This is a genomic window from Variovorax sp. J22P240, assembly GCF_030316855.1.
Taxonomy (GTDB): Bacteria; Pseudomonadota; Gammaproteobacteria; order Burkholderiales; family Burkholderiaceae_C; genus Variovorax.
The window spans coordinates 36,134-51,578 of sequence record NZ_JASZYR010000012.1 but is presented as its reverse complement, the minus strand read 5'-3'; the positions used below and the strand labels follow the sequence as shown (position 1 = coordinate 51,578).

Annotated in this window: 14 protein-coding genes; 2 read left to right on the top strand and 12 right to left on the bottom strand. The window is 66.0% G+C overall.

The window, feature by feature from the left end:
• Nucleotides 1–8: 8 nt before the first annotated feature.
• The gene (gene ctaD, locus QTI24_RS23510) at nt 9–2,543 is read right to left on the bottom strand and encodes a cytochrome c oxidase subunit I (RefSeq protein WP_286603736.1); all 2,535 of its coding nucleotides are present in this window, start codon (nt 2,541–2,543) and stop codon (nt 9–11) included.
• Nucleotides 2,540–3,220 (bottom strand): cytochrome c oxidase subunit II, encoded by a 681-nt coding sequence (coxB, locus tag QTI24_RS23505; protein ID WP_286603873.1) that lies wholly within the window; start codon nt 3,218–3,220, stop codon nt 2,540–2,542. Before coxB ends, ctaD begins: the two co-directional genes overlap by 4 nt.
• Nucleotides 3,221–3,280: 60 nt before the next feature.
• Between coxB and QTI24_RS23500 the strand changes: the two genes are divergently transcribed.
• Nucleotides 3,281–3,787 (top strand): DUF2231 domain-containing protein, encoded by a 507-nt coding sequence (locus tag QTI24_RS23500; protein ID WP_286603735.1) that lies wholly within the window; start codon nt 3,281–3,283, stop codon nt 3,785–3,787.
• Here QTI24_RS23500 and QTI24_RS23495 read toward each other — a convergent pair.
• The 10 genes from QTI24_RS23495 to QTI24_RS23450 form a co-directional block, all read right to left on the bottom strand.
• Complete coding sequence (locus QTI24_RS23495) at nt 3,751–4,263, bottom strand: HemJ family protein (protein ID WP_286603733.1); 513 nt, start codon at nt 4,261–4,263, stop codon at nt 3,751–3,753. The genes QTI24_RS23500 and QTI24_RS23495 overlap by 37 nt on opposite strands.
• The gene (locus QTI24_RS23490) at nt 4,260–4,985 is read right to left on the bottom strand and encodes a cytochrome c oxidase assembly protein (protein WP_286603731.1); all 726 of its coding nucleotides are present in this window, start codon (nt 4,983–4,985) and stop codon (nt 4,260–4,262) included. The genes QTI24_RS23495 and QTI24_RS23490 overlap by 4 nt, the downstream gene beginning before the upstream one ends.
• A gap of 126 nt (nt 4,986–5,111) precedes the next feature.
• A complete protein-coding gene (locus tag QTI24_RS23485) occupies nt 5,112–5,525 on the bottom strand; it encodes an acyl-CoA thioesterase (RefSeq protein ID WP_286603730.1) in 414 nt (137 codons plus the stop codon).
• Nucleotides 5,525–6,826 (bottom strand): TRAP transporter large permease, encoded by a 1,302-nt coding sequence (locus QTI24_RS23480; protein ID WP_286603729.1) that lies wholly within the window; start codon nt 6,824–6,826, stop codon nt 5,525–5,527. Before QTI24_RS23480 ends, QTI24_RS23485 begins: the two co-directional genes overlap by 1 nt.
• Complete coding sequence (locus QTI24_RS23475) at nt 6,823–7,347, bottom strand: TRAP transporter small permease (RefSeq protein ID WP_286603728.1); 525 nt, start codon at nt 7,345–7,347, stop codon at nt 6,823–6,825. Before QTI24_RS23475 ends, QTI24_RS23480 begins: the two co-directional genes overlap by 4 nt.
• 37 nt (nt 7,348–7,384) lie before the next feature.
• On the bottom strand, nt 7,385–8,431 hold the full coding sequence (locus QTI24_RS23470) for a TRAP transporter substrate-binding protein (RefSeq protein ID WP_286603727.1): 1,047 nt from the start codon (nt 8,429–8,431) through the stop codon (nt 7,385–7,387).
• Nucleotides 8,432–8,561: 130 nt separating this feature from the next.
• Nucleotides 8,562–10,178: an indolepyruvate oxidoreductase subunit beta family protein gene (locus tag QTI24_RS23465; RefSeq protein WP_286603726.1), complete on the bottom strand. Its 1,617-nt coding sequence runs from the start codon at nt 10,176–10,178 to the stop codon at nt 8,562–8,564.
• Between the two features lie 4 nt (nt 10,179–10,182).
• Nucleotides 10,183–12,336 (bottom strand): thiamine pyrophosphate-dependent enzyme, encoded by a 2,154-nt coding sequence (locus tag QTI24_RS23460; RefSeq protein ID WP_286603725.1) that lies wholly within the window; start codon nt 12,334–12,336, stop codon nt 10,183–10,185.
• Nucleotides 12,337–12,428: 92 nt separating this feature from the next.
• The gene (locus tag QTI24_RS23455) at nt 12,429–13,085 is read right to left on the bottom strand and encodes a c-type cytochrome (protein WP_286603724.1); all 657 of its coding nucleotides are present in this window, start codon (nt 13,083–13,085) and stop codon (nt 12,429–12,431) included.
• Nucleotides 13,082–14,278 carry a PQQ-dependent sugar dehydrogenase gene (locus QTI24_RS23450; protein ID WP_286603723.1) on the bottom strand — a complete coding sequence of 399 codons (1,197 nt, stop codon included), beginning with the start codon at nt 14,276–14,278 and terminating at the stop codon, nt 13,082–13,084. The genes QTI24_RS23455 and QTI24_RS23450 overlap by 4 nt, the downstream gene beginning before the upstream one ends.
• Nucleotides 14,279–14,373: 95 nt before the next feature.
• On the opposite strand from QTI24_RS23450, the gene QTI24_RS23445 reads away from it, so the two are divergent.
• Nucleotides 14,374–15,279 (top strand): LysR family transcriptional regulator, encoded by a 906-nt coding sequence (locus tag QTI24_RS23445; protein ID WP_286603722.1) that lies wholly within the window; start codon nt 14,374–14,376, stop codon nt 15,277–15,279.
• Nucleotides 15,280–15,445 lie beyond the last annotated feature (166 nt).

Here is a 15,445-nt window from a genome sequence, read left to right as displayed (position 1 = left end):
CGCGTCGCTCATGGCCGCACTCCAAGCACCGTCACCAGCGCAGGCAGTGCGAGCACCAGTCCCAGCGCGATCACGCCCGTCGCCAGCGTGTAGTCGATCCACAGGCGCGTCAGTCGCAGGTCCGTGTGCCGCCTTTGCGAGACGAAGCCGGCGCCGATGCGCAGCACGTTGCTGATGAGGAAGAGCAGGCCGATGAAGGCATGCAGCCCCACGTAGCCGAGCAACGCCGCAGCAGTCGACCCGAGCGCATGTTCGGTGGGACGCGGCGCGAGGCCCATGATCAGGCCCACGGTGGCGACGATGGTGGCCAGCAGCATGAGCGCCGTCAGCCCGATCCAGCCCATCGCGCTGCGCCCCGCGATGACCGCCTTCAGCGCGCCGCGTGACGCCACCGCCGCGACCGCGAGGCCGGCGATGGCGCCGAAGGCCAGCAGGCGGCTCGGTTCGGGCGGCGTCATCGTCTGCCAATGGGCACCGGCGAGCCGCAGGTAGAAGGTGCCGAACACCAGCGAAGTGAACAGCGTGCCGTTGGCCACCAACGAGCAGATAAGCGACAGCCAGGCCGGCGAACTGGCCACCTCGGTGTGGGGTGGCACGGAGACGCCGAGCCCCACAGGCAGCGGGCCGTAGTCGCGCGGCAGGCCGGCACGCTGCCCCGCGAAGATGAACAGACAGAAGGTGACCAGCGCCAGCGCGAGCGACAGGAAGTAGAAGCTGAACAGCATCGCCAGCACGGCGCCCGCGGTGACGATGGCGGTGACCAGCGGCAGATAGGTCGGATTCGGCAGCACGACCAACTGGTCGGGCTTGCCACTCGTCGCGTGCACGCCGATGGTCTCCTGCCAGCCGTTGCGCACGAAACCCAGATAGCCTTCGCCGCGTGCGAGGCTCAGTGCGAGATCGCCCGGTGCGACGCCATCGGTCTGCACGCCCACGTGCGGGATCGATGCAAAGGCATAAGGCGCCGGCGGAATCCGCATCGCCCATTCGAAGGTCTGGGCACGCCAGGGGTCGCGCCGCGCGCGGCGCCCGTAACGCAGTTGCACGATCAGGTCGATCACCAGCAGGCCGAAACCGATCGTCATCACGAAGCTTCCGACCGAGGACAGCAGGTTGAGTGCGTTCCAGCCTTCGTCGCCGTTGTAGGTGTAGATGCGCCGCGGCATGCCCATCAGGCCGGTCAGGTGCATCATGAAGAAGGTCAGGTTGAAGCCGATGAAGATCAGCCAGAAGGCAGGCACCGACAGGCGATGCACCGCGGCGCGCCCGGTCAGCAGCGGCAGCCAGTAGTAGAGCCCGGCCATCATCGGGAAGGCGAGCGCGCCCGCCACCACGTAGTGCATGTGGGCGACGACGAAGTAGGTGTCGTGCGCCTGCCAGTCGAAGGGCACCATCGCGAGCATCACGCCGGTCAGGCCGCCCATTGCGAAGACGAAGAAGAAGCCGAAGATGTAGAGCATCGGCACGTCCCAGCGAGGCTTGCCGTGCGACAGCGTCGCAAGCCACGCGAAGATCTGCACCGCGGTGGGCACCGCGACGATGGCCGACCCCGCGGAGAAAAAGGCGAGGGCCAGGTGCGGGATGCCCACGGTGAACATGTGGTGGACCCAGATGCCGAAGCTCAGAAAGCCGAGCGCGATGATCGCGACGACGATCGCGCGGTAGCCGACCAGCGACCGGTTGGCGAAGACCGGAATGATGGTTGACAGGACCGCCGCCATCGGCAGGAAGATGATGTAGACGTCCGGATGGCCGAAGAGCCAGAACAGGTGCTGCCACAGCAGCGAGTCGCCGCCGCGCGTCGGATCGAAGAAGGGCAGGCCGAATGCACGCTCGATCTCGAGCAGGATCGAGCCCAGGATCAGCGGCGGGAAGGCCACGATCATCATCATCGCCGTCACCAGGATGTACCAGCCGAAGATCGGCATGCGGTCGAGCGACATGCCCGGCGCGCGCATCTTGAGGATCGAGACGGTGATCTCCACCGCGAGCGACAGCGCCGAGATCTCGACGAAGGTGATGCCGAGCAGCCAGACGTCGGAGTTGATGCCCGGCGTGAAGGCCCTGGAGCTCAACGGCGTGTACATGAACCACCCGCCGTTGGGCGCGACGCCGGCGATCAGCGACCAGGTCAGGATCGTGCCGCCGAACAGATAGCACCAGTAGCCGTAGGCGGTCAGCCGCGGAAAGGCGAAGTCGCGCGTGCCGAGGATCTTCGGCGTCAGGTAGACCGCGAAGCTTTCCACCATCGGAATGGCGAAGAGGAACAGCATCATCGAGCCGTGCATCGTGAAGACCTGGTTGTAGGTCTCCGGGTCGAGAAAGCCTGAGTGCGGGGTGGAGAGTTGCACCCGCGTCAGCATGCCCAGCACACCGGCGATGGCGAAGAAGACGAACGACGTGACCATCATCCGCACGCCGATGACCGAGTGATTGACGGCGGCGAAGCGCTGCCATCCCGGCCCGGTGGCCCAGATCCGGCTCAGTTGCCGGTGCAGGCGCAATGCGCTGCCCTCTGCCCGCGCGTCGTCGGTTCCGCTCATTGCTTGGCCTCCGGTGCCGTGGTGGCCTGCGTCAGCGCTGCGGAGAAGTCCTCCGGTCGATGCACGATGATGACGAAGCGCATGCGCGCATGGCCCGTGCCACAGAACTCGTCGCAGGTTCCTTCGTAGCGTCCCGGCTCGTTGGCCTGGATGCGCAGCCGGTTCACCTTGCCGGGCACCGCATCGATCTTGCCGGCAAAGCGCGGCACCCAGAAGGCATGGATCACGTCCTTGCTCGTCACCACCATGTCGACCGGTGTGCCGGCGGGCAGGAGCAGGACGTTGCGCGTCTCGATGCCGCCGCGCTCGGGGTAGCGGAAGGTCCAGGTCCACTGCTGCGCCACGGCCTCGATGCGTTGCGGCGGCGCGCTGCCCGGCAGCGCCAGCAGTCGCTCGCCGACCACCAGGCCATACGCCAGCAGAGGCAGCAGCACCACGGCCGGCAGCACCAGACCGCCCATCACGATCCAGCGCGTGGGCGAAACGCTCGATCCCCAACCCGGACGGCGGACGACCTGAATGAACAGCGTCATGAGCAGCAGGAAGAGAACCCCGGCGCCGATCAGCATCACCCACCACATCGTGGCGATCGAAGCAGCGGCCGGTCCCGAGGGGTCGAGGGTAGACAGCGGACCCTTGCAGCCCGCGAGCGCCGCCATCGATCCGGCTTGGAGCATCCGAAGCAAGGGACTACGATGATTCCACATCCGCCGCACCCGGCGCGAAGGAGGAGAACCATGGCGAAAGGCGACAGCACCGCACCTCCCAGCGAGGTTCTCCTGGAACTGAACCGGCTCGACATCGGCTCGGCGGTGGCCCTCGTCGGGCACCCGATCCACGTGATGATGGTGCACTTCCCGGTCGCCTTCGTCGTCGCGACGCTGGGCGTGGATGTCTTCTACTGGTGGACGGGCGATGCGTTCTGGCTGCGGACGGGCCTCTGGTCGGCCGGCGCCGCTTTCTGGACCGGCGTGGCCGCCAGCATCGTCGGCACGGGCGAACTGCTGCTCGTGCGCGGCATCCGAATGCTGGAGGCGAGCTGGTCCCATGCCGTGGCGGCGATGACGCTGGTTGCAATCGCGGGGGCCAACTGGGGCTTGCGACTGGTCGACCCGGTGTCCGTCCTGCCGCACGGTCTGGCCCTGTCGGCCCTGTCCTCGGTGATGGTGGGCTTTGCCGGCTGGCATGGAGGCAAGCTCGTGTTCGATCATGGCGTCGGCATCTTGGTCACGCCGAAGGATTGATGCATCCATCGGCCGAGCGCACCGGGCTCGAAGAGATGCGCGGCGAACGCGTTCGAGTCGAAGTGCGGCTTGGCCAGCACCACCCAGAGAATCCCCGCGATCACCACAACGTAGGCGCTCATCAGTGCCACATAGGAAAGCCGCCCGAACCGGCCCGTGGGTGAGAAGAGCTGCAACAGCACGAGACCGGCCAGTACGTGCAGCATGGCCATGACACCGACCAGCACGATCTTCACGGAGAACCATTCCACGAAGGTGGCCTGCAGAAAGATCAGCGCCGTCCCGGTGCCGATCGCGATGAAGGCAGCGGGCGAAGTGAGCTCCACGAAAACCAGACGCGTGATGCGATGCAGTCGATCGAGATCCGGACCCGCGGTGAGCGTCCTGCGCTGCCAGAACAGGAAGGGCAGGGCGAGCAGGCCGCCCGACCAGATCGCGATCGCGGCGAGGTGGGCGAACTTGAGGAAGGTGGTCACAGCGCCGGCTCTCTGGGGCGAAGGCTGGACCACGCGATCCACAGGCCCACGCCAAGATAGGGCAGCATCGCGGGCACCCACATCAGCAGCCCGGCCAGTTGCTGGTCGGTGAGCGGCGTGAGTCCCCACGACGCCGTGCTCGCGATGTGGACCGCATACAGCGGCACGGACGCGAACACGATCACCGCGCCCAGAAGACCCATCTGCCCGATCGTCGCCGCGAGCGCCACCAGGGCAGGACCGGAATGCACCGCGGGCGCCAGGATCGCCCGCCACATCAGCCAGGCGCTGCCGAGCAGCGAGATCTGCATCAGCCAGTAGGCCGGCACGCTGGCCAGGCCCCAGGCGTAAGCACCGGGCGCATGCCAGAGCCACAGAATGACGGCATGTGCCGCGACCAGCGTTGCCAGGGGCACTCGGTTCGCCCGACGCTGCGGGAAAGCGCGCGCGAGCAGAGGCGCCACGGCAGAGATCAGGATGATGTGGTGCAGCACGCGCGCCGAGAACAGCGCCGACGACAGCGCGCAAAGCGGCGAGACGAAGACGATCCCCATCAGCGCGATCGCGCCCCAGCCGGCGCGGGCATCGGACGAACGCCCGCTGGCCACCGCGAATGCCAGAACGGAGAGGGCGACCAGCAGCAGCGGATCGCTATTCCAACGCGACCAGAAGTCCTCCGGGACCGCGGCAGGGCCGCAGTAGGCGATCATGAAATCCATCATGGCGCGACGTCCTCTTCCCGTTTTGCGGCCACGCCGTGGCGTGGGGCCGGAACTGTCTCCGGAACAGGATAGTCGCGGTCGTACCGGGACTCAAGTGCTTCGTCTAGGCGTTGATCAAGTCAGCAACTACTCGCACAGTCGCCTGACCTGCGGCGGAATCGGCACCGCCCGGATGCCGCCGCCCTCGCGCTTGGCCGCGAAGATCCGCACCTCCTCGCATTCGAGGATCAGATCCTCGCCGCGCGTCACGCGGTAGCGCTGTACGAAGCTCTTGTCGCGCCATTCCGGGATGGTGACGGCGATGCTCAGCGTGTCGCCATAACTGGCACTCTTGACGAAGCGGGCGTGCGTGTCGACGAGCGGCGTGCCGATCACGCCGAGCGTCTCGGCCGTTTCTTCCCAGCGCGGCACGCCGCGCTCCGCGAAGAAGTGGCGCGAGGCCGCGTCGATCCAGCGGAAGAAGTTGGGAAACCAGACGATGCCGGCGGGGTCGCAGTCGCCGAACTCGACGCGAACGGTATGGATGACTTCGATGTTCATCACCCCATTCTCGTTGGGAGCCACAAGGCAATGATGGGGAACGCGATCAGGATCACCAGACGAATGATGTCCGTCAGGATGAATGGCAGCACGCCCTTGAAGATGGTCGTGAAGCTCACATCCTTCACCACGCTCTTGATAACGAAGACGTTCATCCCCACAGGGGGATGGATCAGGCCCAGCTCCACCGTCATCACGATGATCACGCCGAACCAGATCGGGTCGAAGCCGAGATGCACGATCACCGGGAAGATGATGGGCACGGTCAGGATGATCATGGCCATCGCATCCATCAGGCAGCCGAGCACGAGGTACATCAGCATGATGAGCGCGAGCACGCCGTAACGGCCGATGCCCAGGCTCGTGAGGAACTCGGTGAGCTTCTGTGGGCTCTGCGTGATGGTGAGGAAGTAGCCGAACAGGAGCGCGCCGATCAGCACCGTGAACACCGCCGCCGCCGTGCGCGTGGCCGACAGCAGGGCCTCGCGGATCTTCGGGCCGTCGAGCTTCCGTCGCAGCAAACCGAGGATGAAAGCACCACTCGCACCCACGCCGCCGGCCTCGGTGGGCGTGAAGAATCCGCCGTAGAGACCGCCGATCACGAAGATGAACAGCACCAGCGGCGCCCACACGTTCTTCAGGTCGACGACGCGGTCCTTCCAGGGCTTGACCTCTCCGCCGGGCAGCCAATCGGGCCGGACCTTGACGATGAGCACGATGGTCAGCACGTACATCGCCATCGCCAGGATGCCGGGGACGATGCCCGCCATGAAGAGCTTGCCGATGTCCTGTTGCGTGAGGATGGCGTAGACGGCCAGCACCGTTGACGGCGGCAGGATCGCGCCCAGCGTGCCGCCCGCCGCGATGACGCCGGTGGAGAACGACTGCGGATAGTTGAAGCGCCGCATTTCCGGATAGGCCACCGCGGAGAAGGTCGCCGCCGTCGCGACCGACGAGCCGCAGATGGCCGCGAAGCCACCGCAGGCCAGCACCGTGGCAACGCCCAGGCCGCCGCGCAGGTGACCGATCATCGAGTTGGCCGCCTTGAAGAGTTCACGGCTCACGCCGGAGACGGAGACCAGCGCGCCCATCAGCATGAACATCGGGATCACGCCGAAGGTGTAGTCGGTCACCGTGCGCATGGAGGTCTGGCCGACCAGCTTGAGCGCGGGGCCGGGGCCGACGATCCATGCGTAGCCCGTCACACCTACCAATCCCATCGCCATCCCGACCGGGACGCGCAGCAGCATCAACGCAAACAGGACGACAAAGCCGAGAACTGCAATTGCATCGGTGCTCATTCGTCCGCTTTCATTTCAGGCTTCTCGTCATGGAGCAACTCGGGGTGGAAGATCAATCGATAGGTGCGAATGGCGATCAGCACAACGGCCGACACATCGCCGAGCCACGCCACTGCGTAGAAGGGCCAGGTCGGGATGTTCATGTCGTAGGTCAGCACGTGGTCGACGTAGGTCGCGCGCACCTTGTCGAACAGCGTGGCGGTCTGCACCGCGACGACGAACAGCAGCACGAGCGTGGCGAACACGTCGATCCAGCGCTTCATGCGCGGGCCGGCCGCGGTCCAGACCAGGTCGACCGTGATGTGGCCGCCCCGGTAGCTGGTCGCGGCGATGCCCCAGAAGATCAGGATGCCGAGCAGCATGCGACCGAAGTCGTAGGAGTCCGGAATCGAGGTGTCGAAGAACTTGCGCAACACGACGGCGATGAAGATGTTCAACGCGACGATCCCCACGAACATGGCCGCCAGCCATTCGATCGTGTTGATCATCTTGTCCATGACGTTTTCAGCACGCTTCGTCATTGCAACTCCATCGCACGATCGACGGGCAACCTACAGATCACAGCGCCGATTTGTTCTTGGCCAGGCTGGCCTTCAGCGAATCCATCACCGCCTTGGGATCCTGCCCGACCTTCTTCACGCCTTCCGCCCATTGCGCTTCACCGGGCGCGGTGGCCTTGCGCCAGGCGTCGAGCTGGTCCGGCGTGAGCTTGTAGATCTCATGGCCCGGCTGCGACCCGATCTTGGCGCGGCCGGCGAATTCGAAGTCGGCCCATGGCGTGGCGACCTTCTGCGCCCATTCGCTCGTGCAGTGGTCGTCGATGACTTTCTTCTGCGCGGGCGACATGCTGTCGTACTTGCTCTGGTTCATGGCCCAGACGAAGGGCGTGACATAGAGCGGCACGTCCATGTGGAAGCTCACCACCTTGTCGATGCCGAACAGGCCGATGGAGCCCCACGGGAAGGTGATGGCATCGGCCACGCCGCGCTCCAGCATGTCGCGCGATTCGGGCGCCGAGGCCTGTACGTTGGTGCCGCCGAGCGAGGTGACCATCTGGCCGATGGTGCTGGTCGCGGGGCGGATCTTCATTCCCTTGATGTCGGTGGGCAGCGTGATCTTCTTGCGCGCGTGGAAGGTGCCGGGGTCGTGCACGAAGGCGAAGCAGAACTTCACGTCCTTCATTTCCTTGGTGGCGTACTGGCGGTACCACTCGTCGATCGCGGCGGAACCGTCCTTGCCGTTGGAGAACAGGAAGGGCAGCGAGGCGCCCGCCATGATTGGGAAGCGGCCCGGCTGGTAGCCAGGGTTGATGTAGGCGAAGTCGGCAATGCCGTCGCGCGCCATGTCGTAGTGGTCGAAGGCCTTGCCGAGCTGTTCCGAAGGGAACAGCGTTGCGGTGATCGTTCCGTTGGATGCCTTCTTGATGTCATCGGCCCATGCCTGCAGCGACGGATTCAGCGGATGCTGCGCCGGCACCCAACTCGACATCTTGAGATTGACGGGCTTGTCCTGGGCCTGCACCGGCGCGGCGGTCAGGGCCAGCACTGCCGAAAGGGCCAGCACGGCGCGCATGGCGGCCGAGGTCGTGAAGCGGGTTGTCGACATGGGTTTGTCTCCTTGCGAGTGGGATGGAATCGATGATCCGTCGATGCGCTTTGTCTTCGTCTTTGTGCAGTGCGCAATCGATTATTTTTTATAAGAGTCGGGTGCGCCGTAAATCGGCGTTTACCTTGAGTCAGCGTGCACGCCTTGTCGAGTCCTGCTGGCGCTTCATCCAGCGGATCGGCTGCGCCTTCACGGGGCGGGGCGGTGCGCCATGGCGCACCAGCGCGGCATCCAGCGCGGTGCCGGCATCGTCGGCGAGTGCGGCCTCGCGCGCGGCGGCAATCGCGGTCGCTCTTGTGGAAGGCGATGCGTCCGGTAGCGGTGCGACTGCGAGGTGGTCGATCACGTGCAGCAGGTTGTGCTTGCCGCGCTCGTTGGTGCTGCCGTAGCCCTTGATGAGCCGGCCGCACGACGCAAGCTCGTGGCCGAGGCGCCAATCCTCGCGCGTGCCGCTGACCACGGCATCGAGCCAGCGGCCGATCAGCGCCTGTTCCTCGGCGAAGCGATTCCCGCGCTTGCGCAGCCAGCGCAGTGAGGCCAGCACGCGCAGCGAGGCCATGCCCAGCACCGAATGACTGCCTACCTTGAGTGGCAGCGCCCACGGAGTCTTGCGGCGACGGTCCCAGGCGGTCACGCGATGGGCGAGCGATGCCGGGAGCAGTGCCGCGAACTCGGGTGCGCCGGGCTTGAAGTGGTCATAGACCTTGACGATGTCGCCGTCGGCCGCCTTCACTTCGTTGCGTACGCGCTGCGCACGGCTGGCACGGCTCTTCAGCTCGGCGACGCGCACGATGTCGTCGAAAGCCATCCACAGCGCGAGCCAGCGCGCCATCTCGCGAGTGATCGCGAAGCCTTCGGCGCCCGCAGGATCGACGGCACGTTCGGCAGCCAGCACCTTCTGCAGCCGTTCGACGTACAGCATGGCGTAGTCGGCGTCCTGGTAGTCGAGCACGCGCGCATGGCCGAGCGCGAGCATGTCATGCACCGACGGTGGAAAGAGGCATGCCACCGCCGGTGACAACGCTTGCGGGGAGGGCACATCGTTCGCTGTCGTCGCCAGCAGGCTCGTGACGAGCGCAGCCTGCTGTCGCGGTGTGTTGACGGTGTCGAAAGCCTTCGCGAAGCCACGCAGGCTCGCCTCGGCCGCCTTGCCGGGCTTTTCGGGCGCGCCGGTGTCGCCGCCGCGCACCATGCGCTCGTACGCTTCGCGCGGAAACGGAAAAAGCCCGCTGCCGGCGATGGCGCCGAGCATCACGGCGCTGACCACCGTGCCGGCTTCGCGCGCCGCGGTGCCCATGTCGAACACGTGATGCTCGCGGCTGAAGGCCTTGACGACATCCAGCAGCCGCTGCGCGTCGGCGCGGCCGTCGCCGGGCTGCATGCGCTCTGCCGTGGTGAGCGTCCGACTGGACGAGGTGATGACGAGGGTTCGTTCCGGCGCGCTCATGCCGTTGCTGATCTGGCGTGTGGTCTCCAGCAGCTCCGACGAGATGATGGCGTCCAGCGTACCCGGCACCGGGCTCAGGCTGAAGACCGGCTTGCGTCCGCTCAGTTCGGCCAGCGGCACCGGGAACACTTCGACGTAGTAGGTGGTGGCGCCCGTGCGCTGCGCGACGCCGGGGATCGAGGTGCTCTGCGCCGCATAGCCGGCATGGCGCGCTGTGTCGACCAGCCATTCGGTCAACACGCCGCCGCCTTCGCCGCCGAGGGCGCAGACCAGCAAGGTGACGGGTTGCGTGCGGTTCATCGCGTCAAGCCGGTTGAAGTGCACGGACCACCGCACCGCGCAGGCTGTGCAGAAGCCGTTCGTGCCACTTGGGGTTCTGCACCACCTCCGCGCGATAGAAGCTCGGGCACAGGGTGGCCGCATGCGCATTCGCGCCGCACAGTCCGCAGCCCACGCAGCCGTCGATGACCACCGCCACGGGGTCGACTTTCAGCGGGTCCGGATTGTCCTTGATCGTGAGCGTGGGGCAGCCCGACAGGCGGATGCAGGCATGGTCGCCATTGCACACATCTTCGTCGACGCCGTACTTCACGCGCACCACGCGCTCGCCGCGCTGAAGCAGGCTGGCGATCCACGGCTTGATGCGGCGCTGGCGCTCGAGCTGGCATTCGCCCTCGGCAATGATCACCTTCAGCCCGTTGAAATCGCTGGTGAAGGCGTCGTTGAGCGTCTTGCGCATCCTGTCGACGTCGTAGGTGTACACCGTGCGCAGCCACTGCACACCGAGACCCTTCAGCGTCGACTCGATGGTCTGGTTCTTGTCGACCAGGCTCTGCTGCTTGTCGACCGCGCGCTCCTTCACCTCGTCGTCAGGCGTGGAGATGATGTCCTGCGTGCCGGTGGCCGAGGTGTAGCCGTTCTTGAAGATCAGCAGCACAGCGTCGTCGTCATTGAAGAGCGCGCTCTGTACGCCGGTCAGTAGTCCGTTGTGCCAGAAGCCGCCATCGCCCATGATCGACAGTGCCCGGCGCTGCATCATCGGCGACACGCCCGCGCGGCTCGCGAGGCTCATGCCGTAGCCGAGGATCGAATGGCCCATCGAGAAAGGCTCGAAGGTGCCGAAGGCATGGCAGCCGATGTCGGCCGCGATGTGCACCGGCCCGCTGTCCTGCTGCGCGAGCTTGAGCGCCGCGAACACAGGGCGCTCGGGGCAGCCGATGCAAAAGCTCGGCGGGCGGTTGGGCAGCGGCGCCTGGAGCTTCGTCGCGACGGCGGCGCGGCGATCGCGGTTGCCCATGAGCCAGCCCTTTGCCGAGTCTTGCGCGTGTTGGGGCAAGTAGCGGGCGGCGAATTGGCTCAGGCCCGTCGCGAGCACCTCGACGCCGTACTCGCCCGCTGCCGGCAGCATGTCGCAGCCGTGCAGCGGCGTCTGGACGTCGCGGCGGCGCAGAAGGGTGGCGATCTCCTGCTCGATGTATTCGGGCTGGCCTTCCTCGACCACCAGGACCGCGCGCTTGCCCACGCAGAAGTCGGCGACCTGCTCGGGCACCAGCGGATAGGCGACGTTGAGCACCAGCAAGGGGATGTCCGTCGCGCCGAAGGCATCCGCCAGGCCGACCTGCTGGAGGCTGCGGATCAGCGCGTTGTAGAGGCCACCTTGAACCACGATGCCGAGGTCGGCATGCGTGCCGGGGACCAACTCGTTGAGCCGGTGTTCGGCGATGTAGCGCCGCGCGGCGGGCAGCCGCTCCTCCCCCTTGAGCTTCTCGTGGCGGAAGGTCACGGGCGGATGTGCGAGGCGCATGTAGTCGAAGCCGGCCGGCTCTTCCATCAGCGCGCGGGTGGAGACCGGTGGCGGCACGTTGTCCTTGCATTCGAAGCTGCCGCGCACGTGGCAGGTGCGGATGCGCAACTCCATCATGCAGGGCATGTTCGAGTGTTCGGAGAGGCGAAAGCCGTGCTCCACCATGTTCACCATCATGCCCAGGTCGGGCCGCGGATCGAGCAGGCACATGCTGGACTTGAGCGCGTAGGCATGCGTGCGCTCCTGGATGACGGAGGCGCCCTCGCCGTAGTCCTCGCCGACCACGATCAGTACACCGCCCTTGACGCCCGGCGATGAAAGATTGGACAGCGCATCGGCCGCGACATTGGTGCCGACGATCGACTTCCATGTCACGGCGCCGCGCAGCGGATAGTGGATCGACGCGCCGAGCATCGCCGCCGCCGAGGCCTCGTTGGAGCAGGCTTCCACATGCACGCCGAGTTCGTCCATGTATGGCTTGGCCTGCACCATCACGTCGAGCAGGTGCGACACCGGCGCGCCCTGGTAGCCGCCGACGTAGGCCACGCCCGATTGCAGCAGCCCCTTGGTGATGGCGAGGATGCCCTCGCCGTGAAAGGTGTCGCCCGCACCGAGGCGCAGTGCCTCGATTTCCTTGCTGAATGAAACTTCCAAGCGTCTTGACTCCGTTGGCCTGTGTTGTCGTGGGTTCGGGTGCGCGGAGCTGGCGTCGTGACCGTGCCGACGCCGCTTTCCTCGATCCGCTCCTATTTGCCGGCTGGTTTGGCTGGTGCGCTGGGAAAGTGCGCCACGTAGTAGGCGATGGTGTCCAGGTCCTCGGGTGGGATACGGCTCACTGCTTCGCCCATCGCCTGCGTGTAGCCCGGTCGCTTGCCCGACTTGAACTCACGCAGCGTCATCTGCAGGTAGTCCTCGCGCTGCTGCCCGATGCGCGCCACCTGCTGCCCGCCGCTCAGGTCGGCACCGTGGCACATCACGCACCGGTGCTCCTGTGCCAGGGCCTGTCCGCGCGCCATGCGCGCCGCGTCGGGCGGCGTGGCAGGCGCAGGGGCCGGTACCGGCGGCAAGGTGCCGATGTAATCGGAGAAGCCGCGCAGGTCCTGGTCGGTCATGGTCTTCGCCACTGCAGTCATCGCTTCGTTGGCGCGACGGCCTTCACGAAACAAAAAGAGCTGCGTGATGGCGTAGAAGGAATGCTGTCCGGCCAGGGCCGGCGTTCCCGGCATGTCGCTGCGCCCATTGGCGCCATGGCACGCCGCGCACAGCGACGCGAATCGCTGTGCATAGCTGGCGCTGGCGGGACTGCCAGTGCCCTTGCCCTGCTGCGCGCTGGCGGGCAGCGCCGCGAGGCTCAGGCACGCCGCCGCCCCTAACGAAATCGCGAGTCGTGCCTCTCGCCTCATTTGCCGCCGTAGCTGATGCGGTAGATCGCACCGGCATGATCGTCGCTCACCAGCATCGATCCGTCCTTGAGCACGAGGAAGTCGACAGGCCGGCCGAGGTAGGTGTTGTTCTCGACGAATCCGGTCATGAACGGCTCGACCTTGGCGCCGCCCTTGCCGTCGGGCCAGGCGACCGCGACGTCGGCGTACTTCACCGAGCGGTTCCAGGGGCCATGGCGAGCGATGAACATCGCGCCCTGGTACTTGGGCGGGAACATCTTTCCGCGATAGAAGGTCAGGCCCAGTGCGCCGGCATGTGGGCCGAGTAGCGCGGCGGGCTTGGCGTAGTCGTTGCAGCTCTTGCCCCAGCCGAATTCGCTGTCGAGGATGTTGCCCTGGTGGCAGAACGGATAACCGAAATGCTGGTCCTTCGCTGTGATCTGGTTGAGCTCGTCGTTCGGCAGGTCCTCGCTGAACCAGTCGCGGCCGTTGTCGGTGAACCAGAGGTTGCCTGTCTTCGGGTCGAAGTCGAAGCCCACCGTGTTGCGCACCCCTTGCGCGACCGTCTCGATGTTGCTGCCGTCGAGGTTCATGCGGAAGATGCGCGCGTGCCGTTCATCGGGGTTGCAGAGGTTGCAGGGCGCACCGACCGCGTAGTAGAGCTTGTCGTCGTGAACGCGCAGGTAGCGCCAGCTGTGGTCCTGGCCGCCAGGCAGCTTGTCGAACAACACCACCGGCGTGCCCAAGTTGTCGAGCTTGTCCTCGGCGTTGTCGTACCGCATGATTTTTGTGTTGGTCGCGACATAGAGCGAACCTTTGTAGTACTCGATGCCTGTGGCCATCTCCATCTTGTCGATGATGGTCTTGGGCTCATGCGGGCCCTTCTCGGGGATCGCGTAGACCTTGTTGCCGACGAACAGCGTGCTCACGAACACATTGCCCTTGGCGCCCTGGCGCAGTTCGCGCGCGTCGAGCACGCCCGACGCCCAGGTCTCGACCTTGAAGCCCGGCGGCAGCTTGAACTTCTTCGTCGGCAGTTGGTCGACTGCGGTCGGTATCGGAAAGGCCGGCACCGGCGCCAGGCGGTTGGCGGCTTCGGTTTTTGGTCGGCCCTTGGCCCAGCCGGGTTCATCGGCCGGTGGCTGTTGGGCCCATGCGGCGGTGGTCGCGCAGAGCAGTGCGGCAATTGCCGCATACGGACGGATGGTGGCCATGTCGTGTCTCCTTCTCGTTGTAAGTCGGCTGGATGCCGCTTGCGAGTTTGCGGTCGCGGCGAATCGGCTTCAATAGAATAATCGAGCTAAGCAACATGAATGCTATGCATATTGATGCCATCGACCTGAACCTCCTGCGCCTGTTCGACGCCGTCTACCGCGCCCGAAACGTGAGCCGGGCGGCCGAGTCGCTCGGGCTCACGCAGCCCGCGGCCAGCCATGGCCTGGGCCGGCTGCGGCTTTTGCTGAAGGACGCGCTTTTCATCCGCGCGCCGGGCGGCGTATCGCCGACGCCGCGTGCCGACCGGCTGGCGGTGGCGGTGCAGTCGGCATTGGGCACGCTGGAAGTCGCCTTGAATGAGCCCGACCGCTTTGAGCCGGGCGACTCGCGCAAGACCTTCCGCATCCACATGAGCGACATCGGCGAGGGCCGCTTCCTGCCGTCGCTGATGGCCCGGCTCGGCGAACTGGCGCCCGGCGTGCGGCTGGAGACATTGCCGCTGCAACCCACCGAGATCGCCCCCGCGCTCGACGGCGGCCGGGTCGACTTCGCTTTCGGCTTCCTGCCCAAGGTAGGGGATACGCAGCGCGTGACGCTGCTGAAGGATCGCTACATCGTGTTGCTGCGCAAGGGCCATCCCTTCGCGCGTTCGCGGCGCAACGGCCAAGCGCTGCTGGCATCGCTGCAGAAGCTGGAGTACGTCGCGGTGCGCACGCATGCGGAGACGCTGCGCATTCTTCAATTGCTGAATCTCGAAGACCGCGTGCGCCTGACGACCGAGCATTTCATGGTGCTTCCGGCCATCGTCCGCGCGACCGACCTGGCGGTCGTGATGCCGCGCAACATCGCGCGCGGCTTCGCGGAGGAGGGCGGCTACGCGATCGTCGAGCCGGCGTTTCCGCTCAGGGATTTCACCGTGTCGCTGCACTGGAGCAAGCGCTTCGAGGCCGATCCGGCGAACCGGTGGCTGCGGCAGGTAATCCGGGACCTGTTCATCTAGCGCCGCGAAGCGATCCCCCGCGTCGGCGGCGCGCAGCACTGTTCCCGGAGCTCTCGCGGGAACACAATGGAACTCGGCCCAAGGGTTTTCCCGAGCGTCACATACCAACCCCCACATAGGCGCTATGGCCGCGACCGTATGCATTCGGCGCGCCAAAGCACTAACT